Origin of the sequence: Nocardiopsis chromatogenes YIM 90109 (assembly GCF_000341185.1) — a bacterium.
GTDB lineage: Bacteria > Actinomycetota > Actinomycetes > Streptosporangiales > Streptosporangiaceae > Nocardiopsis_A > Nocardiopsis_A chromatogenes.
In genome coordinates, this window is the sequence record NZ_ANBH01000006.1 from 35,736 (window position 1) to 59,478 (window position 23,743).

The following is a 23,743-nucleotide window of genomic DNA, read 5'->3' on the forward strand; positions in this document are numbered from 1 at the left end:
CCCGTGGGACCGGCGGCTTCTGCGTGTGCGGGGCGCCCGGAGGGAGCGGGTCCGCGCGCCGCCGGAGGGCGTGCGATGATCGGCCGCATGTCCGAATCCACCCCGACCCCGGCCCCGCCGCCCCCGCCGGAGGGGGCCGCCTCCGGAGTGCCGGAGCGGGCGCGCCCGGCCCTGCCCCGGCCCGCGCCGGTCACCGCCCGGACCGTCGGCTGGGAGATCGCCTGCGTCCTGGCGCTGTCCCTGGGCGCGTCCGCGGTGTACGCGGTCATCTCCTTCACCGGCGCCCTGACGGCCCCGGGCTCGCTCGCCGACCAGAGTGCGAGCCTGGTGGCGCCGCGCGCCGAGGCCGAGCGCCCCTGGCTGGACCTGTCCCGGCAGACCGCCTCGCTGGTGTTCGCCTTCGCCCCGGTGGCGCTCGTGCTGTTCCTGCTGCACCGCACCCGGGAGTCGGCCGCCACGATCGGATTCGACCTGCGCCGCCCCGGCCCGGACCTGCTCGGCGGCGCGGCGCTGGCCGCGGCGATCGGCCTGGGGGGACTGGTCGTGTACCTGGTCTCCTGGCGCCTGGGGCTGACCGTGACGGTCGCGCCCAGCGCCCTGGAGCCGCACTGGTGGCAGTACCCGGTCCTGGTCCTGCAGGCCGTGAAGAACGGCGTGCTGGAGGAGGTCATCGTGGTCGGCTACCTGCTGCTGCGGCTCGACCAGCTCGGCTGGTCGCCGGTGCGCGCCATCCTGTTCAGCTCGGTGCTGCGCGCGACCTACCACCTCTACCAGGGGGTGGGGATGTTCTTCGGCAACCTGGTGATGGGGCTGGTGTTCTGCTGGGCCTACAAGCGCTGGGGCCGGGTGATGCCGCTCGTGGCCGCCCACTCCCTGATCGACATCGTCGCCTTCGCCGGGTCGGTCGCCCTCATCGGGAAGGTGGACTGGCTCCCGGGCGGGTGAGCCGGACCCGGCCCGGGCGGCCGGTACACGTCGGGCCCGGTGCGCCGCCCCCTCCTCGGCACACCGGGCCCGACGGCCCCGCGCGGCGCCTACCCGGAGGCGCCGGTCCGGGCGGCCGCGCGCGCGGCCTTGCGCTCCAGCGCGTCCTCCAGGAAGCGCGGGCGCCCGAGGAACATGCCCACGACCATGTTGCCGGTCACCAGCACCGCCACCAGGGCCAGCGGCGCATGCCAGCCGCCGGAGACGTCGTGCAGCAGCCCGAACAGGAAGGGGCCGAGCCCGCCCATGAGGTAGCCCAGGCTCTGGCTGGACGCCGACATCGCCGCGGTCGCCGCCGAGGTGCGCGTGCGCACGGCGAAGAAGGTGAGCGCCAGGGTGAAGGTGCCCATGCCCATGCCGATGAGCACGGTCCACAGCCACACGGCGCCGGTGGGGGCGATCCACAGCCCGCCCAGGCCGAGCACGTAGCAGATGTAGAAGAACGCGACGTATCCGCGGTGGTCGCGGGCGCGCGCCATCAGGCCGGGCAGCACCAGGGAGGTGGGCACCGCCAGGGCGGTCAGCAGCGACAGCGCCAGCCCGGCGCTCCCCGCGCTCATGCCCTGGTCGCGCAGCATCTGGGCGAACCAGCCGAACATGATGTAGGCCACGGTCGACTGGGTGCCGAAGAACAGCACCGACTGCCAGCCCATTGCCGTGCCCAGCACGGTCCGCAGCGAGGTGGCCTGGGCGGGGTCCTGCTTGGCGGGCTCGTGGCGCAGCACCAGTACCCACGGCACGGCGGCGATGAGGCCGAAGACGGCGTACATGCCCAGGGCGGTGCGCCAGCTGCCGGTGGCGTCGAAGACCGGGACCGTGGCCGCGGCCGCCATGGTCGTCCCGGCCGCCAGCGCTGTGGTGTACAGGGTGGTCATGGTGCCGACCCGGTCGGGGAAGTGCTGCTTGACCAGGGTGGGCAGGAGCACGTTGCCGACCGCGCCGCCGGAGAGCGCGACCGCGCTCAGCACCAGGAAGGTCCAGGGGTCGCCGACCAGCGCCCGAGCGGCGAGGCCCGCGGTGAGGGCGGCCAGCGCGGCCACGAGCACGTGGTGCTCGCCGAAGCGGCGGATGAGGGCGGGCGTGGCCGCGCCGAATGCGGCGAAGCACAGCACCGGGAGCGTGGTCAGCACGCCCGCGACGGTGGTGGACATGCCCAGGCCCGCCGACACCTCGTCGAGCAGCGGTCCGACGCTGGTGATCGCGGTGCGCAGGTTGATCGCCGCCAGGGCGACGCCGGCGATCAGCAGCCAGGCGACGTGCCGACGGCGTCCCGGGCGCGCGTCCGGGCCGCTCTCCTGGACGCGCTCGGCTGTGGCGCTTGTCACTCGCCCCCCTTATTCATAGGATGACAGGATCTACATCGACAGAGTAACGCATTAGCGGGGACGGCCTGTTCCCCGCGCGGGCTGGTCTAAGCTCCGGCTTTAACCACCCTCATGATGTGGCCCCCAGAGGGCCGACACCCGTAGGAGGTAACCGCGTGCCCCTCGCCTCGACGCGCCGGACCGGCCTGGTCGACCAGGTCATCAGCCAGCTCAGAACACAGATCGACTCTGGCGAGTGGGATGTCGGCGACCGCATCCCCACCGAGTCGGAGCTCTCCGACCAGCTGGAGGTGGGCCGCAACACGGTCAGGGAGGCCGTGCGCGCCCTGGCCCACGCGGGCCTCCTGGAGATCCGCCAGGGCGCGGGCACCTTCGTACGCGCCTCCAGCGAGCTCGGGGGCGCGCTCCGACGCCGCCTGGAGCGGTCCAGGATGCGCGAGAACCTGGAGGTGCGGCGCGCCCTGGAGATGGAGGCGGCGCGCCTGGCCGCGGGCCGCCGCTCCGACGAGGACCTGGCCGACATCGACCGCGCGCTGGCCCTGCGCGACAGCGCGTGGCGCGAGCGCGACATGTCCTTGTTCGTCGAGGCCGACTTCACCTTCCACCGGGCGGTGGTGAACGCCACGCACAACCCGCTGCTGATCGAGCTCTACGACGACATCGCGTCCGTCGTCTACGACAGTATCGCCCAGTCGGCTCTGATCCAGGCCCCGCAAGAGGACCTCGACCACAGGCGCCTCGCGGACGCCATCCGCGCGGGCGACGAGGCCGAGGCCCTGCGCGAGGCCGCCTGCTACCTGGACGAGCTGCTGGCCCGCGCCGACGACTGAAAGGGCGCGGGCGGCGGAACCGGGCCCGCGCCCGGCTGCGCGGAGCGCCTCTCCACCCCATCGGGAGAGGCCGGCTCCACGGCCGGCGCGCGGGCCCGTCCCATTGCCCGCGGCCCGGCCCGGCCGCCCCGGACGCGGCCCATCAAGCCGTCCGGGCCCGGGCAGGCCGCTCGCAGCCGGACTCGCCCCTCCGAGCCATTCGAGACCGGGCACGGCAGTCCGAGACCGGGATGGGCCCTACTCGTCAAGGCTCGGCACGGCTGCGACGCGGACATGCGGACGGCCGGGCCGCCCACAGCGGCCCGGCCGTCGCCGTGTCACCCCGCACCTCGATCATTGGTGGGAGATCGCTGAACCGGCTGCGGACACGGCGAAGGGTGCCCGGGGTCGGTGTGTGCGGGCCGGGTGTGCCGGAGGATCGGGGCGTCGGGGCGGGTGGTCCGGACGCTGAAGGGCCGGCTGGGGCCGGTGTGTGCCGGAGGGGCCGCGCGCTCTGCGCCGCGGTCCGGCGCGCGCGGCTGGTCGGCGCCCCGGTCAAACGGTTGCCGGTGGTCGTCGGCCACTGATCGGGGCACACGTTGCCCATCAACGATCTAGCCGCGCCGGGGTTCTACGGAACTCCTGATCGAAAGGAAGGCGGGCCCGCGCGCGGATGCCCGTTCCTCAGCGCTCGGCGGCCGGAGCGGCCTCGAAGCGGCCCGGCCCGCCCTCCCAGCCCGCGACCCGGGTCGGGTCGAGATCGAGCAGCTCGATCGTGCTCCCGCCCGCGCACACGGCCTCGACAAGCTCGCGGTCCGTGGTCGCGGCCCTCAGCGCGTCGGCCACGATGTCGGCGGCCCGGCCGCGCGGCAGGCACACCACGCCGTCGTCGTCCACGGCGACCCAGTCGCCCCGGCGCACGGCCACCGGCGTGCCGCCGGTGTTCATGGTGATCTCCCGGCCCACCGCACCCCCGGCCTCGTGGGCGGTGCCGCGCGGGGACACCCCGGCGCTGACCACGGGCAGGCCGGTGCGGGCGATGGCACCCAGGTCCCGCACGCACCCGTCGATGACGATCCCGGCGAGACCGCGCATGCGCGCCGCCACCGCGAGGATCTCGTCGACGTAGCCGAACTCGGGATCGGCGGAGGCGTCCACCACCAGGGCGGCCCCTGGCGCGGCCTGGGCCACCGCCGCGTGCAGGGCGAGGTTGTCGCCGGGGGCACAGCGCACCGGAAGCACCGTGGCCGCCAGCCCCTCCCCTGGCTGGACGGGAAAGAGATGGGCCCCGAGGGGAAGGGCCCCACTCCTGGTCAGCGCCGCTGTTCCGACCGCCGTCAAGGTATCCGCAAGCGCCACGTCGACCTCCCCGAATGCACCGCGCCTGAAGCGGGCCACGCACGGCCGAGAGAGGGTCCGGCGGCGGCCCGACCCCCTCATACTCACGGGTAACTTCCCCGCTGCGCAAGACGTGCGGACAGGAATCAGCAAAAAAACGCTACCGCCGGTTACACGTTCGGGCCTGCGACGTCATCGACACGGCCCCCAACAGCGTTGTCGGGTGGCGGGCGCGTGCGCGGTCGCCGTTGATGGCGGCGACGGCGAAAGCGGGGCGGTTCCCCGGCCCCGCCTGCCGTCCGGCGGGCCCCTCGCGATCCGGGAATGCGACGGCCCAGCAGGAGCCCCACTCGCCGCCCCCGGCCGTCCGGCGGGTTGCCGGAGCGCCAGGCAGAAAACGGCGGCAGAGCGGCCGGTGCCCCACTCACCGCCCCGGCCGGGCGGCGGGTTGCCGGAGCGCAAGGAAAAGCAGCAGCGACGACGAAGGTCCGCGGCCCATCCGGCAGCGTCGTCGAGCGGCGGGCGCGTGCATGGTCACCGTGATGGGCGGCGACGGCCAGAGCCGGGCGGTTCCCCGGCCCCGCCTGCCGTCCGGCGGGCCCCTCGCGATCCGGGAAGGTGGCGCGGCACCGGGGTTCGCGCTCTTCCGCGCCCGTGGCGGCCGCCGGGCCTGCGCGGTGAACCCCGACATGCCTGTGACCTGGTTGAATACTCCGCGTTAGGTGCGGGTGGGGGCGGGATGCGCGCCCAGCGACGCCCGCGGACGCCCCGGAGCGACGAACACCGCGACACCAGAACCGGTCCTGCAAGTGGAATGCCCTATTCCTGCCCGATCGGGGTGTCCTGGTGGGGCGCTCGGGCGGGCGCGCAGCCGCCCAGGCGCCTCCGCCGGGCGCCGAGCGCCCCGTGCGGGGCCGATATCGGCTACACGCGGTGACACCGGCCCCGGCAAAAGGCCCAGGTGTGCCGTTTAAGGGCCTTCTGGCGCCGGAGCCCGTTCACGTGTCGCGATGACCGCACGCCCGCACCACCCGCCGGGCCGCCCCGGCCGTCGAACAGGGCGCGCGAGGCGCCCCGGCGCCCGGGAAACCGGGCGAAGTGGACACCGGGCCGGTACCGGTGGACCGGAACCCGCCTTCCGGACCCCACGGGCGGGCTCGGGGCGTCCTGCGTCGCGGAACCGCCGCTTCCAGGGCGGCCGGGTGTCGATCCCACCGCCCGGGATCACCGGCCCCCTCCCCGCGCGCCCATTGTGCCCGGTATGCCCCACACAGGCGGCCCCCTCCGCGATGATCTCGACAATGGGGCCCGCATACCGGACGTGCCGGGCGCACTTCCATGCAGCCGTCCCGCATGGCGCTACGCCGATCCCATCCTGCGGCCGTGTGCCGTTGACCTCGGGGATGCCGGCCTCAAGAGACCCCTCTTAAGGCCGGCATCCCCCGAGATCAACGCCGGTAGGGCCGACATCCCCGAGATCAACGCGGGAGAGGGCGCACCGGCCCGGCGGCCGCCACGAGCGCGGCCGACCACCCGCCCACTCCACCGCGCCACCCACCCCGACCACGAGGAACCCGCCACCCGGCAAGCAGGACCCGGGAGGCGCCCCGCTTGTACCGTCGTTGCCAGGCGCACCGACCACGCGCACGCCCGGCACCCGACAGCGCTACAGGAAGGGCCGCCGACCTTTCCTCGTCGCCGCCCACCACCCTCACACCCCGGCGGCCCGCCGCCCGGCCGAAGCCCGCGAGCGGGGCACCAGCCCAGCCGCCGCCCCCCCCGAACCGCGAGGGGCCCACCGCCCCGCCAGCGGGGCCCGGGAACCGCCCCGCGACTGAGGCCCGGATCGGGGCACCAGCCCCGCGGCCCCGGACGCTAGACCTCCGAGGCGCGTACCGCGGCGACCGTGTCCAGGGCGGTCCTCGCAGCACCGGCGTCGTGGACCCGGAAGACCCGGGCCCCCTCCCACGCCGATACGGCCAGGACCGCCAGCGTGCCCGCCAGGCGGTCGGTGAGCGGCGCGTCCAGCGACTCACCGATGAAGTCCTTGTTGGATACCGCCACCAGTACCGGCCACCCGGTCGCCGCCAGCTCCCCCAGCCTGCGGGTCAGCTCCAGCGAGTGGTAGGTGTTCTTGCCGAAGTCGTGGGTGGGGTCCACCAGGATGCCCTCCGGGCGCACACCCAGGCCCACCGCGCGCTCGGCGAGCCGGGCGACCGTGGCCGCCACGTCGGCCATCACGTCCTCGTAGGCCGCACGGTGCGGGTCGGTGCGCGGCCCCAGCCCTCCGGTGTGGCTGCACACCAGGCCCGCGCCGGTGGCGGCGGCCACCCGTGCCAGGTCGGGGTCGGCGCCCGCCCAGGTGTCGTTGATCAGGTCGGCCCCGGCCCGCACGCACTCCTCCCCCACCCGCGCGCGCCAGGTGTCCACCGAGACGGCCACGCCGGGATGGCGGCGGCGCAGCTCTGCGATGAAGGGCGCGGTGCGCCCGATCTCCTCGTCCTCGTCGACGTCGGCGCCGTACCCGGCCTTGACCCCGCCGACGTCGATGATGTCGGCGCCGCGCTCCACGGCCGCGTCGGCGGCGCGGAGCGCGGCGCCGAACGCGTAGGTGGCGCCGCGGTCGTAGAAGGAGTCGGGGGTGCGGTTCACGACCGCCATCACCGCGTGCTCCCCGGGGGCGAAGGACCTGTCTCCCAGCCGCAGGGTCAGCGGCGGCGACTGCGCCGCCCCCTCCCGGGCCGCGCCCGCCCCCGACGTGTTCACGCCGCCACGCCCTTCCTCGCTCGGGGCACCTCGGCCGGGGCCGCTCCCCCGTCGCCGCGGAGCCGCTCCTTGGCCACCCGCAGATGCTCCCACGTCTCCAGCCGTCCCACGTCGGGGCAGGCCCGGATCGCCTCGACCGCCTCCACCAGGCCCGCGCGGTCCTCCGCCGCGGCCGTGCCCACCAGGTCGTACCGGCCGAAGCCGGCCGCCAGGAAGGACACCCCGGGCACCGCGGCCAGGCGCGCCGCGAGCACCGCGGCGTCCCCCCGGCAGCGCACACCGAAGCCCAGGCGCTCGTCGGCCCCCACGACGGTGGGCTCCACCAGCGCGGTCACGTGCACCACCCCGGCCTCGATCAGCCGGACCACGCGCGAGCGCGCCGCCGCCTGCGACAGCCCCACCCTGCGGGCGAGCTCGGCGTAGGAGGCCCGGCCGTCGTGCTGCAGGTGCCGCACCAGCCGCCAGTCCAGCGGGTCGATGGTGATGTCCTTGAGCTCGCGCACACCGCTGTCGGCGTCCTTGACGACGTTGCCCGCCCGGAAGACCTCGGCTCCCCCCACCCCGGGCAGCACGCGCATGGCGGCGACCTCCTCGGCCAGCGCCTGGTCGTCGCGGACCCGCACCTGCGCCACGGCGGGGAAGCGCCCCGCCGTCTGGGCGGCGAAGGTGACGGCCTCCCGCCCGGCCAGTTCGCCCAACAGCGGGCCCACCGGGCCGGAAACGGTGAATGAAACATGGGCGAACACCTCCCGGCCCATGACCCCCGCGTGCAGCACCCCGACGATCCTGATCGCCCCGAGCGCCACCAGGCGGCGCACCCGGGCGCGCACGGCCGTGCGCGAGAGCCCCACCCCGTCGGCGAGGGCCTGATAGGTCGCTCTTCCGTCCCCCTGCAGCGCCCGCATGAGCGCAGCATCGACCGCATCGAGCACGATTTTCGCCTTTCGTTCCTTCGACGGCGCCCTTTCCCCCCGGGCGCCGCCCCCTCCTGCGGCCAGATCATGGCAGTTGCGGCGTTCCTTAACTACAGATCACGGAAGAAACAAGCACGTATTCGGCGATGCATGCCCGCGAGACCAGACATACGACTCGTCTTTGCGACATGCCGGACAGATGGCTAACGTGCCGTGTCGCGTCCCCGCGTGCGGACGACTCCGGCAAAGCGAGACACTGTCATCCGGCATGGTCGTCGCCGGATGCGGTACGCCCATAAGTGACGCCCTGCCCGGACCGCAGCGCCGGGTGCCCGGCGACGCGCTCGGCGGAGCGCCCGAACAGAACCGTCCGCCATGCCGGACGAGGGATGAAGAGAAGGGACCCCGATGGCATCACCAGGGGATGAGCAGCAGGAGGCGGCGGCACGCCCCACGGGGTTGGGAAGAGCGCTGCTGCTGACCGCGGCCTCGCTCGTCCTTCCGGGCATCGCCCATCTGCGCACCGGGCGCCGGACCGCCGGGATCGTCCTGCTCAGCGGGTACGCGCTGGCGATCGCGGCGATCGTCGCCACCGGCATCCTCGTCTTCGGCGACGTCACCCTCGGGGCCAGCATGGCGGTACAGGGCCGGTGGCTGCTCACCGCATCGGCGATCGCCTTCGTCGGGACGGTCGTCTGGATGGCGGTGGTGGTGCACTCCTGGGTCATCACCCGGCCGCGCCCCTCCCGCGCCGGTGCCGCGACCGCGGGCGGCGTGCTGGTCGTCGTGCTGTGCGTGGTGGCCGCCGCCCCCGCCGCCGCCGTGATGCACACGTCCTACGTCACCTACTCCACGCTGTCCTCGGTCTTCGGGTCCGTGGACCCGCTGGGCGAGCCGCCGCACGACGCCGCCGACCCGTGGAACGGCCGCGACCGCATCGAGGTGCTGCTCATCGGCGGCGACTCGGGCAGCAACCGGTACGGGATGCGCAACGACTCCACGATGCTGGCGAGCATCGACGTCGAGACCGGCGACGTGGTGCTCATCGGCATCCCCCGGAACCTGGAGGACGTGCAGTTCCCCGAGGGCTCGAAGCTGGCCGAGGCCTACCCGCCCCCCGCCGGGTTCGACGACCTGTTCAACGAGGTCTACCAGACGGTCGCCGAGAACCCCCAGGAGCTGGCCGAGAACCCCGCGGCCGACGACCCGTCCGCCGACACCCTCAAGTCCGTGGTCGGCCACATGACCGGCCTGGAGCCGGAGTACTACGCCCTGGTGGACATGAAGGGGTTCGAGGGCATCATCGACGCCATCGGCGGCATCGACGTCTACCTCGAGGACCCGATCCCCTACGGACTGGAGGGCGACATCCTGCCGGCCGGGCAGCAGCACCTCGACGGCAACCAGGCGCTCTGGTACGGCCGCAGCCGCGTCAACAGCGACGACTACACCCGCATGGGGCGCCAGGGCTGCCTGCTCAAGTACGTGGTCGAGCAGGCCGACCCGACCGCGGTGCTGCGCGGCTACCAGGACCTGGCCGGGGCCGCCAAGCGCACCCTGCGCACGGACATCCCGCAGACCAAGGTGCCCGCCTTCATCGAGCTGGCCGACCTCATCGACGACGAGGGGTCGATGAAGACCCTGCAGCTCACCCCGCCCCAGGTCGACCCGGCCTACCCGGACTGGAAGACGATCCGGCAGATGGTCGCCGAAGCGGTCGGCGAGCAGGAGCAGGCCCAGGGCGACGGCGGCGGCGCGGGCGGGCCGGAGGCCTCCCCGTCCCCGTCCGACACCCCGACGGGCGAGGGCGACGACGGCACGGACGCGCAGGACCCGGGCGACCTGGCCGACGGGCAGGGCGACGGTGAGGACGATGCCACCGAGTGGCAGGAGTACACGGGCCTGGACGATCCGTCGCCGACGACGCCGGGGCGCCAGGTCGGCGACGAGGCCGGGTCGCTGGACGCCCTCTGCCCCTGAGGCGGCCAGGACGCGACCACGGCGGACGCGGGGCGGGCGGCGGGGATGGTTCCCGCCGCCCGCCCCGTTCGCGCACCTCACACGGTTCACACGTGCACCGTGACCGAATCCGGACACTGCGTGGCCATAGGCGAACCGGTCGCCCACGGGGCGCATCCGACCACGACGGACACCATCGCCCACACCGTTTCCGAAGGAGTCTCCCCCGTGCGTCCAGCAGTCAAGGCCGCGGCCCCCGCGCTCGTCGTCGCCCTCGCCCTGGCGGGGTGCTCGGGGAACAACCGCGACAAGGACCCCGAAGACGGCGGGGGCGGCGAGGACGCCGCCTCCGCTTCCCAGATCTCCACGGACGAGGTGATCGCGGAGGGCACGTTCCCCTACGCCGAGCACAAGGGCGAGGCGAAGATCGAGGTCAACGGGCTCACCGTGCGCGGCGACCTGATGCAGCTCGACTTCACGCTCACGCCCGGCACCCCGAGTTCGGACGCCGATTCGAGCCCGAGCATCTTCAACCAGCTCGACGCGTCGACGAGCGGCTCGCACATCTCGCTCGTCGACATGGAGAACCTGCTGCGCTACGAGGTGGTCCGGGACGAGGACGGCGAGTACCTGCAGCCGCATGTCAACACCGAGCTCACCTACGACGAGCCGCACGTGCTGACCGCGTTCTTCGCCGCACCGCGCGAGGAGACCTCGGCCTTCGACGTCTACTTCTACGGCTTCGACCCGATCATGGACGTCCCGGTGCAGGAGGAGCGGTGATGCGGCGCGCGCTCGCCCTGCCCGCGGGTGCGGCGGGCGTCCTCCTGGCGCTCGCCGTCGTCCCGGCGGCCGCTGCGGACACCGGCCTGCACGAGGGCGATCCCGACTCGGTGTCGTCGGAGGCCCTGGACGGCTCGGTGTCGGCCATCGACCCCGCCCCCTCCGTGATCGGCATCGACCCCACCGAATCTGTCGAGGAGCTGGAGACCGAGGAGAGCGAGGGCGGCACCACCACCGTCACCATCGCCGCCGACGTCCTGTTCGCCTTCGACGAGGCCTCGCTGACCGACACCGCCCGGGACACGATCGCCGACATCGCCGGGCGCCTGGAGGGCGCCGAGGGCACCGTCCAGGTCGTCGGGCACAGCGACGGCATCGGGGACGACGCCTACAACCAGGAGCTGTCGGAAGACAGGGCCGAGGCGGTCAAGAGCGCGATCGAGGACGAACTCGGCTCGGCCGCCCCGGACATCGAGGCCGAAGGCCGGGGTGCGAGCGAGCCGATCGCCGAGGAGACCGACAGCGACGGCAACGACATCCCGAGCGCCCGAGCCGAGAACCGCCGCGTGGAGATCAGCTTCGAGGGCGGCTGACGGCCGGTTCGGACGAGGAGACTCGGCGGCCGACGGACCAGCAGGTGCCCCACTCCCGGCCCCCGGCCGGGCGCCGGGCCGCCGGGGCGTGGGGCGGAGGGCGGCGACGACGAAGGTCAGCGGCCCGACCTGCAGCACTGTCGGCCGCCGGGCGTGTGCGTGGTCGCCGGACAGGGCGGCGACGGGGGCAGCAAGGTGGTTCCCCGGCTCTGCCTGCCGTCCGGCGGGCCCATCGCGGTCCGAGTGGTCGTGCGCGTTCGTGGCGGTTCCGCCGCGCGGGACACCCCGGGGGTGCTTGCGGAGCCCGAAAGGCGGGTGCCGGTCCGCCGCTACCGGCCCGGTGTCCGCTTCGCCCGGTTTTTCGGGCGCCGGGGCGCGTTCCGCGCCCCGCTCGACAGCCGGGACAACCCGACAGGCGGTGCGGGTGTGCGTTCATCGCGATACCAGAACGGGTTCTACCTCCGAAAGGACCCCAAACGGCACACCGGGGTCGATTGCCGAGCCCGGCTTCACTGCGTGTAGCCGATATCGGCCCAGAGTGGGGTCCCCGGCGCCCGGCGGGGGCGATCGGGCGGCCGCACGCCTGCCCCTGCACCCCACCGAGACCCCCGAACAGGCATAAACCAGACACCTTACTCCTAGAACCGGTTCTGGTATCGCTGTGTTCGTCGTCCGGTGGCCTCCGAGGGCGTCGCTGGACGCGCATCCCCCCCTGCCAGCACCTAACGCGGAGTATTCACCCAGGTCACAGCCCTGAAGGGGTTCACCGCACCGGCCCGGCGGCCGCCATGGGCGAGGAAAACCGCGAACCCCGGCACTGCGCCGCCCTCCCGGACCGTGAGGAACTCGCCGCCTGTCAGGCAGGGCCGGGGGAACCGCCCCGCCGCCTCCGTCGCCGCCCCTCCCTTGCGCTCTGGCGGCCTACCGGACGGCTGGGGCCGTGAGCGGGGTACCGGCTCTGTGCCGTCGCTGCTGATCACGGCGACCAAATGCACGCCCGGCGGCCAACTGCGCTGCGGGGAGGGCTGCTGGCCTGTGTCGCCGCCCTTCCGTAGCGCTCCGGTGGCCTGCCGCCCGGCCGGGGCCCGCGAGCGGGGCACCAGCAGAGCCGCCCTCCCGGACCGCGAAAGACCCGCAGCCCGGCAAGCAGGGCCGGGGAACCGCCCCCTCTCTCCATCGCCGCCATTCACGGCGACCACGCACACGCCCGGCGGCCGACGACGCTGTGGGGAGGGCCACGGGCCTTCGGGCCCGGGCCCTCAGGCTCTCTAAACCCGTTCTCTCTCCGCTGGCCGGTCCCGGCCAGGCTCGCTGCCGAGCGTTGATCACTCTGTCGCTCCGTGTGACGCTCGCTGTGGGGCACAGGCGGCGCGACCTGCGGACGGGATCGGTGGGCGATGACCTCAGCGCAGCTGTGGACCCTGATCGGCCTCGGCGTCTTCCATGGCGCCAACCCCGCGATGGGATGGCTCCTGGCCGTCTCCCGCGGACTCCAGGAGGGCAGCCGCGCGGCGCTCCTCCGCTCCCTGCCCCCTCTGGCCCTCGGACACGCGGCCTCCATCGCTGCGGTCGCGGTGGTCATCACCGTCACCGGCTCCCTCACCGCCTCCCACTGGTTCACCGTCGCCGGGGGCGCCCTGCTGGTGGCGGTCGGGCTGTGGACCCTGCTGGCCCGGCGCCACTTCCACTGGACCGACGTGCGCATGTCGCTGCCGCAGATCGGCGTGTGGTCGTTCTTCATGGCCTCGATGCACGGCGCGGGCCTGATGGTGCTCCCGGTGCTCGCGGGCGAGCTCGCCGACGGCGGCTCCGGGGCCGGCACCGGCGGGCACCACCACGGCGCCGCCGCACACCCCGGCGGAGGAGCCCTAGGACAGGCCGCCGACGGCCCCGCCGGCGGAGCCGGTGCTGGAGGGGTCGACGGAGCCGCCGGCGGAGCCGCAGAGGCGGCGGTGGGGGGCCCATCAGGTGGCGGTCCCTCGACCGCGGCGGCGTCCACCGCGGACGGCGCCGCCGCCGCGTCCGCCGCGGACGCCTCCTGGAGCCTCCTCGACGCGACGTTCGTGGGGCTCTTCGCCACGGGGATCCACACGCTCGCGATGTTCGCCGCCGCCGGGGTCGTCGCCCTCCTCGCCTACGACTTCCTCGGCGTCCACGCGATGCGCCTGCGCTGGGTCACCATGGACCGTGTCTGGGCCTTCGTCCTGATCGCGGGCGGCGCCTTCGCCGCCTGGTCGGCCCTCGCCTGACGGCCCAGCGCAGGGAACACCGAAGAGGCCGGGACAAGAGCCGGGGACCGGGCAGTCCGTGTGTCCGAACAGGAACCTTCCCCCGGGCCGGGTCGTCCTACCGGCCGTGAGCACCGATCCCCATCAAGGCGCCTCCGACGGCCCACCGCCGTCCCGTTCCTCCTCCGAGGGCGGGACCGACCCCGACCGCGCCCCCGGCCCCGCCGCGCGCGGGCGGCCCCGCGGCCGCCGCCGCGGACGCAGGCGCGGCGGCTGCCTCGTCGGCCTCCTCGTCACCCTCGCCGTCCTCGCCCTCATCGCGGGCGGGCTGGCCCTGGCCGCGCCCCGGCTGCTCGAAGCCGTCGGAAGGGACCGCACCGCCCTCCCCTGGGGCCCCGAGTGCGCCGTCCAGACCGAGGGCGGTGCCGTCGCCCTCACCATCGAGGAGGCGCAGCGGGCCACCACCGCCGTCGCGCTGAGCGCGCGCGGCGCCGAGGCCCCGGACACCTCCGACATCGACCCGGCCGCCATGGAGCGGCTCGCCCAGGGGCCGCCCGATGACGCGGGTCCCAGCCTCACCTGCCGGGTCTCCCCCGCATCGGGGCTGGAGCGCGAGGAGATGGCAGAGTCGGGCCTGACCCCGCGCGCCGAGGAGGTGCTGGCGGCCATGGGCGAGGTCTTCGGTGAGCAGAGCCTCGGCGGGTACGAGCCCGGCGGCGTCGACAGCGGCCACGGCACCGACTCGGCCCACTACGACGGCCGCGCCATCGACGTCTTCTTCCGGCCGGTGAACGAGGAGAACCGGCGCGAGGGGTGGCTCCTGGCGCACTGGCTCGTCGCGCACGCCGGGGAGCTGCAGGTGGCCAACGTGATCTTCGACGACAAGATCTGGAACGCCCGCGGCTCGGCCGGGGGCTGGTGGGACTACCGCTCCCCCGACCCCGACAACGAGATCCTGCGGCACCTCGACCACGTCCACGTGGACGTCCAGCGCGGCGGCTGAACTCCCCGGGGCGCACCGGGGCGCGCCGTCACGCCCCCGAGCGCCCCGTCGCCGGTCCCGGGAGGCCCTTGGGGGCTCCCCCGGCCGCCCCGGGATCGGCGCGGGCCCGGCACGGCTCGCCCTGCGCCGGTGGCGCGGCCACTGGTCGGCGGGCGCACCGGCGAAGTAGGTTGTCCGGCGTGCCTGACATCGATTCGGACTTCCTCGCACTGCCCCTGCGCGAGCTCGCCGACGCCGCCCTGGAGCGCGCCGGTGCGCTCGGCGCCGAGCACGCCGACTTCCGCCTGGAGCGTGTGCGCGACCGCGTGCTGTCGGTCTCCGACGGCTCGGTCGACACCGCCGCCGACTCCGACACCCTCGGCTTCGCCGTGCGCGTGGTGCACGACGGGGTCTGGGGCTTCGCCTCCGGCGACGTCCTGGAGCCCCGCGCGGCCGCGGAGGCCGCCGAGCGCGCCGTGGACATGGCCCGGGTGGCCGCCCCGCTGACCGCCGAGCGCATCGAGCTCGCCCCCGAGCCCGCCCACCCCGACGCGGTGTGGGTGTCGGCCTACGAGAGCGACCCCTTCGCCACCACCGTCCGGCAGCAGGCCGCCCTGCTGTCCGGCTGGTCCCGCCGCCTGCTGGAGGACCACCGGGTCGACCACGTGGACGCCACCCTGCTCCAGGCCAAGGAGCAGAAGTTCTACGCCGACAACGCCGGGACCTCCACCACCCAGCAGCGGGTGCGCATCGCCCCGGAGGTGGAGGTGTTCGCCAACCGGGACGGCCTGATGGACAGCATGCGCACCCTCACGCCCCCGGCCGGGCGGGGGTGGGAGTACGCCGCGCAGGTCGAGGCCGAGCTGCACGGGCTGCCCGCCCTGCTGGAGGAGAAGCTGCGCGCCCCCTCGGTCGAGCCCGGCCGCTACGACCTGGTGGTCGACCCCTCGCAGCTGTGGCTGACCATCCACGAGAGCATCGGCCACGCCACCGAGCTGGACCGCGCGCTCGGCTACGAGGCCGCTTTCGCCGGGACGTCCTTCGCCACCCCCGACAACCTGGGCTCCCTGCAATACGGGGCGCCGTCGATGCAGGTGAGCGGCGACCGGACGGTCGAGCACGGGCTGGCCACGGTCGGTTTCGACGACGAGGGGGTGGCCGCCTCCTCCTTCGACCTGATCCGGGACGGCGTGCTCGTCGGCTACCAGCGGGACCGGCGCATCTCCCACCTGACCGGCCACGGCGCCTCCAACGGGTGCGCCTTCGCCGACTCCCCCTCCACCATGCCGATCCAGCGCATGGCCAATGTTTCGCTGGCGCCCGCGGCCGAGGGCCCCACCACCGAGGGGCTGATCGGGGGCGTGGAGGACGGCGTCTACATCGTGGGCGACCGGAGCTGGTCCATCGACATGCAGCGGTACAACTTCCAGTTCACCGGCCAGCGCTTCTACCGGATCCGCAACGGCCGCCTGGACGGGATGCTGCGCGACGTCGCCTACCAGGCCACCACCACCGACTTCTGGAACTCGATGGCGGCGGTGGGCGGGCCGGGCACCTACGTGCTCGGCGGCACGTTCCGCTGCGGCAAGGGGCAGCCCGGCCAGGTGGCGGCGGTCAGCCACGGCTGCCCGTCGGCGGCCTTCACCGGCGTCCGGGTCCTCAACACGGTTCAGGAGGCAGGCAAGTGAGCGCGTCCACCCCGCAGGAACTCGTCGAGCGCGCCCTGGGGCTGTCCCGCGCGGACGGGTGCATGGTGCTGGTCCGCGAGCGCAGCAGCACCAACCTGCGCTGGGCGGGCAGCTCGCTGACGACCAACGGCGCCGCGCACTCGCGGTCGGTGACGGTGGTGTCGGTGGTCGACGGCCCCGGCGGCGCCCAGGTGGGCGCGGTCGAGCGCGGAGGGCTGCTCGACGGGGAGCTGGAGGAGCTGGTCCGGGCGGCCGAGGAGGCCGCCTCGTCGGCGATCCCCACCGAGGAGGCCGTGCCCTTGGCCGCGCCCGGGGAGGCCGGACGGGGCGGCGACTGGGACGCGCCCCCTGCGGTCACGGGCGTGGAGGTGTTCTCCGAGACCGCGCGCGGGCTGGGCCGCGTGTTCCGCGCCTCGGGGGCGTCGAAGCGCCTGCACTACGGGTTCGCCGAGCACAGCGCCGTCTCCACGTTCCTGGGGACCTCGACCGGGGTCAGGCTGCGGCACGACCAGCCCGAGGGCACCATCGAGATGAACACCCGCGCCGAGGGCTCGGACCCGCGCTCGGCGTGGGTGGGCCGGAGCGCGCCGGACTTCGCCGCCGTGGACCCCGAGGCGCTCGACGCCGAACTGGCGCGCCGGGCCGAGTGGGCCGCGCGGCAGGTGGAGCTGCCCGCCGGGCGGTACGAGGTCGTCATGCCGCCCGAGTCGGTGGCGGACATGATGGTGCCGCTGTACTTCGACTCCGGGGCGCGCGACGCCGTCGAGGGGCGGTCGGCCCTGTCGGCGCCGGGCGGCGGCACGCGCGTGGGCGAGCGGGTGGCGGGGCTCCCGCTGAACCTGCTGAGCGATCCCGGCTACGCGGGCCTGGAGTGCTCGCCGTTCGTGGTCGCCAGCAGTCCCGGCCGGGACATCAGCGCCTTCGACAACGGGCTCCCCCTGCGCCGCACGGAGTGGATCTCCGAGGGGGTGCTCAACGCGCTGGGGCAGACCCGGGCGACGGCGCGCAGGACCGGGATGGAGCCGACCGGCTTCATCGACAACCTGGTGCTGGACCTGCCGGGGGCCGCGGACGGCGTGGACGAGATGGTGGCGCGCACCGAGCGCGGACTGCTGCTGACGTGCCTGTGGTACATCCGCTCGGTGGACCCGCAGACGATGCTCCAGACGGGCCTGACCCGCGACGGCGTCTACCTGGTGGAGGACGGGCGCGTGACGGGGGCGGTGAACAACTTCCGGTTCAACGAGTCGCCGCTGGACCTGCTCAGGCGCGCGACGGAGGCCGGGGCGTCGGTGCCCGCCCTGTCGCGCGAGGCCGGGGACATGTTCCCGAGGACGGCGATGCCGCCGCTGCGGATCCCCGACTTCAACATGTCGACGGTCAGCAAGGCGTCTTAGGGGGCGTTGCGCGGGTCACGGCCGTAGAAGGCGCCGGCGGTGCCATATCCATCGCAAGGCTGCTGTGCTCCCGAGAAGCAGGAGGAGCCGGCCCGGGCGTGCTGTCGACCGATGAGAGCGCGGCGAGGGGCGTGCCTGGGCGCCGCGCAGTAGGCCGTGACCCACGCAACTCCTCGACACGCCCCAGCCGCTCGGGGCGCGGGTCCGGTGGGGCGGGCGCCCGTCCGGACCCGCGCCCGTCCCGTTGGCCCCTCAGTCCCCTTCGAGGCGGAATCCGAGCTTGAGCCCCACCTGGTAGTGCGCGATGCGGCCGTCCTCCAGGTGGCCGCGCACCTGGGTGACCTCGAACCAGTCCAGCCCGCGCAGGGTCTGCTGGGCCCGCTCGATGCCGTTGCGGACGGCCTGGTCGATGCCCTCGTGCGAGGTGCCGACGATCTCGGTGACCCGGTAGGTGTGCTCGCTCATGCCTGCCCCTCCTCCGCCTCCGGCGCCCCCGACGGGCGCCGACGGTGTGTTCCATCGCACATTTCCCGGCACCCTTCCCCGGGGACGGAACGGGCAATCCCCTCTTCTCCACCGCTTTCCCGACCCTTTACGGGTTCCGCCCATACACCATTGGTCCCGTTCCGGAAAATTCGCCATTAGTTGGTGAAACAGCAGGTCCGCGGGACTCTCCCGAGATCACGTCGTAACTGAGTCTTGACGTACCCCCGGGAGTGGCGGTGTACATTAGGGACAGCGCTTCGGTCCCCCGTCGAAGCGCTGGGCCGGTGTTTCGAGCCCCCGTCGGAACACCGCGCGCGACGTCGGGTGGTTTGCCCCCGTAGCCACCCGGCGTCGCCTTTTCTTGCCCGACCCGGTCGGCGCGCCCCACGGGCCGCGCCGGCCGGGCGGACCGCCGCCCCGATCTGAGAGCACCCCGTTGAGCACCACCGAACCCGCCGGTACCGGACCGCCCGTCTGCTCGCGGAGGGGCTGCCGCCAGGAGGCGCGGTGGGCGCTGGTGTGGAACAACCCCAAGGTGCACACCCCGGACCGCCGCAAGACCTGGATGGCCTGCGACGAGCACCGCGGCTACCTGGCCGACTTCTTGGACGTGCGCGGTTTCCTGCGCGAGACGGTGCCCTTCGACGAGTTCACGGGCTGACCGGGCTCACGGGCCGACCGGCCTGCGGAACCGGGCCCGGCACCGGACGGTGCGGGACCACGGCGCGGGACCACAGTGCCATGCGGGGCGCGGCGGGACCGGACGGTGCGTGCGTCAGTACGTCTTGTCCCGCAACAGCTCCCGCGCCCGGGCCAGGTCCTCGGGGGTGTCGCAGTCGAAGGCCGCCAGCTCGGCCCCCTCGGGGGGCCGCACCCGCGCGTAGTCGAACGGCCGGATGCATCCCCGGGCCTCGAACAGTCCCCGCAGGGACACTCCGGGATAGGCCTCCAGGGCCGCACGGAGCCGCCCGGTGCGCCAGACGCCCAGCAGCCACTGCTCCCGCCCCTCGGAGTCCACCATGACGGCGCCGTGCCGCCCCTCGGCGGCCGCCCGCAGCACGGTCACGTGCTCGGCGCTCAGGAAGGGCATGTCTCCGGCGAGCACCGCCGTCCAGGGCGCCCGGACCTCGGCCGCCCCGGCACGCAGCGCCGGGACGGGCCCGGAGCCCGGCGGGTCCTCACGGACGTAGACCGCGTGCGGGCTTTCGCGGGGCGGCCCCACAACGACCACGCGGCCCGGGGCTGCCGCGGCGACGCGCTCCAGGAGGGTCGCTCCCCCGACCTCTTGGCCGGGCTTGTCCGCGCCGCCCATGCGGCTCGCCCTCCCGCCCGCGAGGATGACGCTGTCGCACTCTTCGAGCGCCTCCACGGCCCCTCCCCTCGATGCGGCCGCCCACGCGCCCCGGCGGACTGCCCCTGCCGCGTCCGCCCCGCCCTGGCCGCAGAGCGATTCTCGCTCAGCGGGACCAGGAACGGTATGCCCGGGGCCCCTCGGGGCGCCGGGGCCGCCACGGGACCGGTCAGCGCCGAACGTCGCAAGGGCACCGGAATCCACCAAGGGCCCCGACGTCACCCGGCGGTTCACCCCCGCGCCGTCCGCGGAACCCGCCACCCGTACGTGACCGCCTCCGGTCACTCCCGCGCGAGACGGCGGCGCTACAGGCGGCGACGTCGGTCAGAGGGGCCCGCCCGGCACCGGGGTCGACGGGGCCGGGCGGCGGGGATCCTGGGCGGCCCGAGGCGACGAGGACCTGAGGAGCAGGGCCGCCCCCTGGACCGGCCACGCACGAGGCGCCCAAATCGCCCCTGCGCCACGCGCCTTCACCACCGGGGGCGGCCCCCGCCCGCCCCGGCCGCATCAGCCCTTGACGCACACGACCTGGCGCAGGTGCGCCGCGACCTTCACGAGGTCGGTCTGGGCCGAGATCACTTCCTCGATGTCCTTGTACGCGGCGGGGATCTCGTCCACCACACCGGAGTCCTTGCGGCACTCCACCCCGCGCGTCTGTTCGGCCAGGTCGGCCTCGGTGAAGGTCTTGCGCGCCTTGTTGCGGCTCATGCGCCGCCCCGCCCCGTGCGAGGCGGAGTTGAAGGAGGACTCGTTGCCCAGGCCGCGCACGATGTAGGTGCCGGTCGCCATGCTTCCGGGGATGATCCCGTACTCCCCCTTGCCGGCGCGGATCGCGCCCTTGCGGGTGACCAGGACGTCCACGCCGTCGTAGCGCTCCTCGGCGACGTAGTTGTGGTGGCAGGAGATCCACTGCCCGAAGCCCACGCCCGGGAAGGAGCGGCGCAGCACGTCGCAGGCCAGGCCCATCATGACGTCGCGGTTGCGGCGCGCGTAGTCCTGGGCCCAGAACAGGTCGCGGCGGTAGGCGTCCATCTCCGGGGTGCCCGAGACGAACACGGCCAGGTCGCGGTCGGGCAGGTCCTGGTTGTGCGGCAGCTTGCGGGCCCGCTCGATGTGGTGCTCGGCGAGCTCCTTGCCGATGTTGCGCGACCCCGAGTGCAGCACGGTCCACACGGCGCCGTCGTCGTCGAGGCAGACCTCCAGGAAGTGGTTGCCGCCGCCCAGGGTGCCCATCTGATGGGCGGCGCGGTCGCGGCGGCCGTGCACGGCAGGGGCCAGGTCGCCGAAGCGGCCCCAGAACCGGTCCCAGTCGCCGGTCTTGAAACCGTGGATGCGGGCCACGTTCACCGGCGCGCGGTGCATGCGGAAGCCGACGGGGACGGCCGCCTCCAGGTCCGAGCGCAGGCGGCCCAGGTCGTCGGGCAGGTCCTCGGCCTTCAGCGTGGTCTTGACGGCGGTCATGCCGCAGCCGATGTCCACGCCCACGGCCGCCGGGGACACGGCGTCGCGCATCGCGATCACCGAGCCGACGGTGGCGCCCTTGCCGAAGTGCACGTCGGGCATCACGGCCAAGCCGTGCACCCAGGGCATCCGGGTGACGTTGCGGAGCTGGTCCATGGCGGCCGGTTCGACGCCCTCCGGGTCGGTCCACATCCGGATGGGCACGCGCGCGCCGGGCGCCTCCGTGTAAGGCATGGCTCCTTCGCCTTCTTCTGACGGGCGGATCGGTCGCACCGGCCCTCATGGCCGGTACCGCCGGGCCCGCGGCCCGGCGCCCGGAAATCAGACCAGGGGCGGCCCCGCTGCGGCAACGGGTTTTCCGTGCGTATGTCCGCCCCTGGGGACCGGTCCGCCCCCGGCCTCAGCCTCCGATCGCCGACATGGGGCGGGCGGGCTGCAGGAAGCCGGTGTCGTCGATGCCGTGGCCGGGCAGCTTGCTCGCCACCGCGGCTCTCCAGCGCTCGGCGATCTCCTCGTCGGTGCCGCCGCCGCGCAGCAGCGGGCGCAGGTCGGACTCCTCCCGGGCGAACAGGCAGTTGCGGATCTGGCCGTCGGCGGTCAGCCGCACCCGGTCGCAGGCCCCGCAGAAGGGCCGGGTAACCGAGCCGATCACGCCGACGGTGGCGGGGCCGCCGTCGACCAGGAACCGCTCGGCCGGAGCGCTGCCCCGGTCCTCGGTGTCGTCGGGCGCCAGGTCGTATCGGGTGCTGAGCAGGTCGAGGATCTCGTCGGCGGTGATCATCGTGTCACGGCGCCAGCCGTGCTGGGCGTCCAGCGGCATCTGCTCGATGAACCGCAGCTCGTAGCCGCGCTCCAGGCAGTAGGCGAGCAGTTCGGGGGCCTCGTCGTCGTTGACGCCCCGCATGAGGACGGCGTTGACCTTGACCGGGACCAGCCCGGCTTCGTCGGCGGCGGCCAGGCCGTCGAGCACGTCGGGCAGGCGGCGGCGCCGGGCCAACTGCTCGAAGACGTCGGGCCGCAGGGTGTCCAGGGAGACGTTGACCCGGTCCAGCCCGGCCTCGGCCAGGGCCGGGGCCATCCGGGCCAGTCCGATGCCGTTGGTGGTGAGCGCGGTCTTGGGGCGGGGCCGCAGCTCCGTCGCGGCGGCGATGATGCCGGGCAGGCCGCGGCGCAGCAGCGGCTCGCCCCCGGTGAAACGGACCTCCGTGATTCCGAGCATCGTGACGCCGATACGGATCAGTCGGTGGAGTTCGTCGTCGGTCAGCAGCTCCGGCTTGGGCAGCCACTCCAGCCCTTCCGGGGGCATGCAGTACGTGCAGCGCAGGTTGCACCGGTCGGTGAGGGAGACCCTCAGGTCGGTGGCCACTCTCCCGTAGGAATCAGCCAGCACGGGCGACACCTCCCATATTCGTCGCGGGACCCGGTCGGGCGGCCGCCCGCAAGCGGCTGTGGGGGCCGGGACCGCATCTCCTTGGTGCTTCCCGACACACACCACCCTAAAAGATGTGTGGTTCGTCCCGCAGTGCCGGACGGGCCGTTCTTGCACACGTGCGTCCAGTTCGGGACGTTTTCCGACCGGGTTTCGGTCGAATTTCCGTCGCGCGGTACAAAACCACTCCCCCTGCTCGGCGCAGATTCGGCCGATGCCACAGCCGGGCCACGGCGGCCCCGGCGGCGGGCCCACCGCCCTCCGGTGAGTCCACCACGCCCGGCCCCCTTCCGCGGGGACCGCGGCCCTTCCGGTGCGGCGGGTCCGCTCGGGCCCCGCGCGCACCGTGCACGCTACCGTCGGGGGACGACAACGGAAGGAGCCTCGATGGCCGTCTCGCGCGAATGGGGGCTGCCCGGCGGCCCCGGAGGGGCGCAGCGCCTGCACGCCCGTGCCTGGGCCGAGCAGGGGCAGGACCCCTCCTGGCTGGCGGTGCTGGTGCACGGCTACGGCGAGCACATCGGCCGGTACGAGCACGTGGCCGAGTACCTGTGCGCGCAGGGCGCCGCCGTCTACGGGCTCGACCACCGCGGGCACGGGCGCTCGGAGGGCGAGCGCGTGCTCATCGAGGACTTCGCGGGCGTGGTGGAGGACGTCCACCGCCTGGTCACCCAGGCCCGCAGCGCCTACACGCGCCTGCCGCTGGTGATGGTGGGCCACTCCATGGGCGGGCTGATCGCCGCGCGCTATGCCCAGACCCACCCGGAGGAGCTGACGGCCCTGGCGCTGTCCGGCCCGGTGCTGGGCCGGTGGGACCTGGTCCCCGAACTGCTCGCGCACGAGGAGATCCCCGACGTGCCGATCGACCCGGCGACGCTGTCGCGGGACCCGCGGGTGGGCGCCGCCTACGCCGCCGATGATCTGGTGTGGCACGGCCCCTTCAAGCGGCCGACCCTGGAGGCCATGGCCACCGAGCTGGACCGGATCGGCGCGGACGGGTGCATCGACCCCCTGCCGCTGCTGTGGATCCACGGCTCGGACGACAGGATCGTGCCCCTGGACCGCACTACGCAGGGGATTCTGAGCCTGGCCGGGAACGACGTCACGGCGCGCATCCTGCCCGGCGCCCAGCACGAGGTGTTCAACGAGTCCGACCCCGAGGAGGCCCTGGCCGAGGTCGCGCGCTTCGCGGCACGCTTCGCCGCCAAGGGCTGAGGCGCTCCCCCGCGCGGCGCCGGAGGGGACCGTCG

19 protein-coding genes are annotated in these 23,743 nt (G+C 74.1%); 11 read left to right on the top strand and 8 right to left on the bottom strand.

What is annotated here, in order from left to right:
- Positions 1-75: 75 nt before the first annotated feature.
- The gene (locus D476_RS0100545) at positions 76-945 is read left to right on the top strand and encodes a CPBP family intramembrane glutamic endopeptidase (protein WP_017622038.1); all 870 of its coding nucleotides are present in this window, start codon (positions 76-78) and stop codon (positions 943-945) included.
- An 89-nt stretch (positions 946-1,034) separates the two neighbouring features.
- On the opposite strand, the gene D476_RS0100550 is transcribed toward D476_RS0100545, so the two are convergent.
- On the bottom strand, positions 1,035-2,309 hold the full coding sequence (locus tag D476_RS0100550) for an MFS transporter (protein WP_017622039.1): 1,275 nt from the start codon (positions 2,307-2,309) through the stop codon (positions 1,035-1,037).
- Between the two features lie 155 nt (positions 2,310-2,464).
- Here D476_RS0100550 and D476_RS0100555 point away from each other — a divergent pair, with 155 nt between their 5' ends.
- Positions 2,465-3,139, top strand: a complete 675-nt coding sequence (locus D476_RS0100555; RefSeq protein ID WP_017622040.1) for a FadR/GntR family transcriptional regulator — start codon at positions 2,465-2,467, stop codon at positions 3,137-3,139.
- A gap of 663 nt (positions 3,140-3,802) precedes the next feature.
- On the opposite strand, the gene D476_RS0100560 is transcribed toward D476_RS0100555, so the two are convergent.
- The 3 genes from D476_RS0100560 to D476_RS0100570 form a co-directional block, all read right to left on the bottom strand.
- Entirely contained in the window at positions 3,803-4,351 is a 549-nt protein-coding gene (locus D476_RS0100560; RefSeq protein WP_338036225.1) for an RraA family protein, read from the bottom strand.
- Between the two features lie 1,980 nt (positions 4,352-6,331).
- A complete protein-coding gene (gene folP, locus D476_RS0100565) occupies positions 6,332-7,222 on the bottom strand; it encodes a dihydropteroate synthase (RefSeq protein WP_017622042.1) in 891 nt (296 codons plus the stop codon).
- Entirely contained in the window at positions 7,219-8,154 is a 936-nt protein-coding gene (locus D476_RS0100570) for an Lrp/AsnC family transcriptional regulator (protein WP_017622043.1), read from the bottom strand. The genes folP and D476_RS0100570 overlap by 4 nt, the downstream gene beginning before the upstream one ends.
- A 390-nt stretch (positions 8,155-8,544) precedes the next feature.
- On the opposite strand from D476_RS0100570, the gene D476_RS0100575 reads away from it, so the two are divergent.
- The 7 genes from D476_RS0100575 (at position 8,545) to D476_RS0100605 (ending at position 17,766) form a co-directional block, all read left to right on the top strand.
- Positions 8,545-10,116 (top strand): LCP family protein, encoded by a 1,572-nt coding sequence (locus D476_RS0100575; RefSeq protein WP_026123105.1) that lies wholly within the window; start codon positions 8,545-8,547, stop codon positions 10,114-10,116.
- A gap of 207 nt (positions 10,117-10,323) precedes the next feature.
- Positions 10,324-10,878 (top strand): hypothetical protein, encoded by a 555-nt coding sequence (locus D476_RS0100580; RefSeq protein ID WP_017622045.1) that lies wholly within the window; start codon positions 10,324-10,326, stop codon positions 10,876-10,878.
- Positions 10,878-11,471 carry an OmpA family protein gene (locus D476_RS0100585; protein ID WP_017622046.1) on the top strand — a complete coding sequence of 198 codons (594 nt, stop codon included), beginning with the start codon at positions 10,878-10,880 and terminating at the stop codon, positions 11,469-11,471. The genes D476_RS0100580 and D476_RS0100585 overlap by 1 nt, the downstream gene beginning before the upstream one ends.
- Positions 11,472-12,868: 1,397 nt before the next feature.
- Positions 12,869-13,720 carry a hypothetical protein gene (locus D476_RS0100590; RefSeq protein ID WP_017622047.1) on the top strand — a complete coding sequence of 284 codons (852 nt, stop codon included), beginning with the start codon at positions 12,869-12,871 and terminating at the stop codon, positions 13,718-13,720.
- A gap of 106 nt (positions 13,721-13,826) precedes the next feature.
- Complete coding sequence (locus D476_RS0100595; RefSeq protein ID WP_017622048.1) at positions 13,827-14,702, top strand: hypothetical protein; 876 nt, start codon at positions 13,827-13,829, stop codon at positions 14,700-14,702.
- A 179-nt stretch (positions 14,703-14,881) separates the two neighbouring features.
- Positions 14,882-16,369 (top strand): TldD/PmbA family protein, encoded by a 1,488-nt coding sequence (locus D476_RS0100600; protein ID WP_017622049.1) that lies wholly within the window; start codon positions 14,882-14,884, stop codon positions 16,367-16,369.
- A complete protein-coding gene (locus D476_RS0100605; RefSeq protein WP_017622050.1) occupies positions 16,366-17,766 on the top strand; it encodes a metallopeptidase TldD-related protein in 1,401 nt (466 codons plus the stop codon). Before D476_RS0100600 ends, D476_RS0100605 begins: the two co-directional genes overlap by 4 nt.
- A gap of 252 nt (positions 17,767-18,018) precedes the next feature.
- On the opposite strand, the gene D476_RS0100610 is transcribed toward D476_RS0100605, so the two are convergent.
- Positions 18,019-18,231: a dodecin gene (locus D476_RS0100610; RefSeq protein WP_017622051.1), complete on the bottom strand. Its 213-nt coding sequence runs from the start codon at positions 18,229-18,231 to the stop codon at positions 18,019-18,021.
- 457 nt (positions 18,232-18,688) lie between these two features.
- Here D476_RS0100610 and D476_RS35890 point away from each other — a divergent pair, with 457 nt between their 5' ends.
- A complete protein-coding gene (locus D476_RS35890; protein WP_083939363.1) occupies positions 18,689-18,913 on the top strand; it encodes a hypothetical protein in 225 nt (74 codons plus the stop codon).
- Between the two features lie 114 nt (positions 18,914-19,027).
- Here the strand turns inward: D476_RS35890 and mobA are convergent, their stop codons facing one another.
- From mobA to moaA, 3 genes are all read right to left on the bottom strand, one after another.
- Positions 19,028-19,621 (bottom strand): molybdenum cofactor guanylyltransferase, encoded by a 594-nt coding sequence (gene mobA / locus D476_RS0100620; RefSeq protein WP_017622053.1) that lies wholly within the window; start codon positions 19,619-19,621, stop codon positions 19,028-19,030.
- 489 nt (positions 19,622-20,110) lie between these two features.
- A complete protein-coding gene (locus D476_RS0100625) occupies positions 20,111-21,298 on the bottom strand; it encodes an RtcB family protein (RefSeq protein WP_017622054.1) in 1,188 nt (395 codons plus the stop codon).
- Positions 21,299-21,464: 166 nt separating this feature from the next.
- Positions 21,465-22,454 (bottom strand): GTP 3',8-cyclase MoaA, encoded by a 990-nt coding sequence (moaA, locus tag D476_RS0100630; protein ID WP_026123107.1) that lies wholly within the window; start codon positions 22,452-22,454, stop codon positions 21,465-21,467.
- Between the two features lie 426 nt (positions 22,455-22,880).
- Between moaA and D476_RS0100635 the strand changes: the two genes are divergently transcribed.
- Positions 22,881-23,708 (top strand): alpha/beta hydrolase, encoded by an 828-nt coding sequence (locus D476_RS0100635; RefSeq protein ID WP_017622056.1) that lies wholly within the window; start codon positions 22,881-22,883, stop codon positions 23,706-23,708.
- Positions 23,709-23,743 lie beyond the last annotated feature (35 nt).

Excerpts from the sequence above, each read along its gene's own strand:
- D476_RS0100545 (WP_017622038.1), top strand. The coding sequence starts at position 76 with ATGATCGGCCGCATGTCCGAATCCACCCCGACCCCGGCCCCGCCGCCC.
- D476_RS0100575 (WP_026123105.1), top strand. The coding sequence starts at position 8,545 with ATGGCATCACCAGGGGATGAGCAGCAGGAGGCGGCGGCACGCCCCACG.
- D476_RS0100585 (WP_017622046.1), top strand. The coding sequence starts at position 10,878 with ATGCGGCGCGCGCTCGCCCTGCCCGCGGGTGCGGCGGGCGTCCTCCTG.
- D476_RS0100590 (WP_017622047.1), top strand. The coding sequence starts at position 12,869 with ATGACCTCAGCGCAGCTGTGGACCCTGATCGGCCTCGGCGTCTTCCAT.
- D476_RS0100610 (WP_017622051.1), bottom strand. The coding sequence starts at position 18,231 with ATGAGCGAGCACACCTACCGGGTCACCGAGATCGTCGGCACCTCGCAC.
- D476_RS0100625 (WP_017622054.1), bottom strand. The coding sequence starts at position 21,298 with ATGCCTTACACGGAGGCGCCCGGCGCGCGCGTGCCCATCCGGATGTGG.
- D476_RS0100635 (WP_017622056.1), top strand. The coding sequence starts at position 22,881 with ATGGCCGTCTCGCGCGAATGGGGGCTGCCCGGCGGCCCCGGAGGGGCG.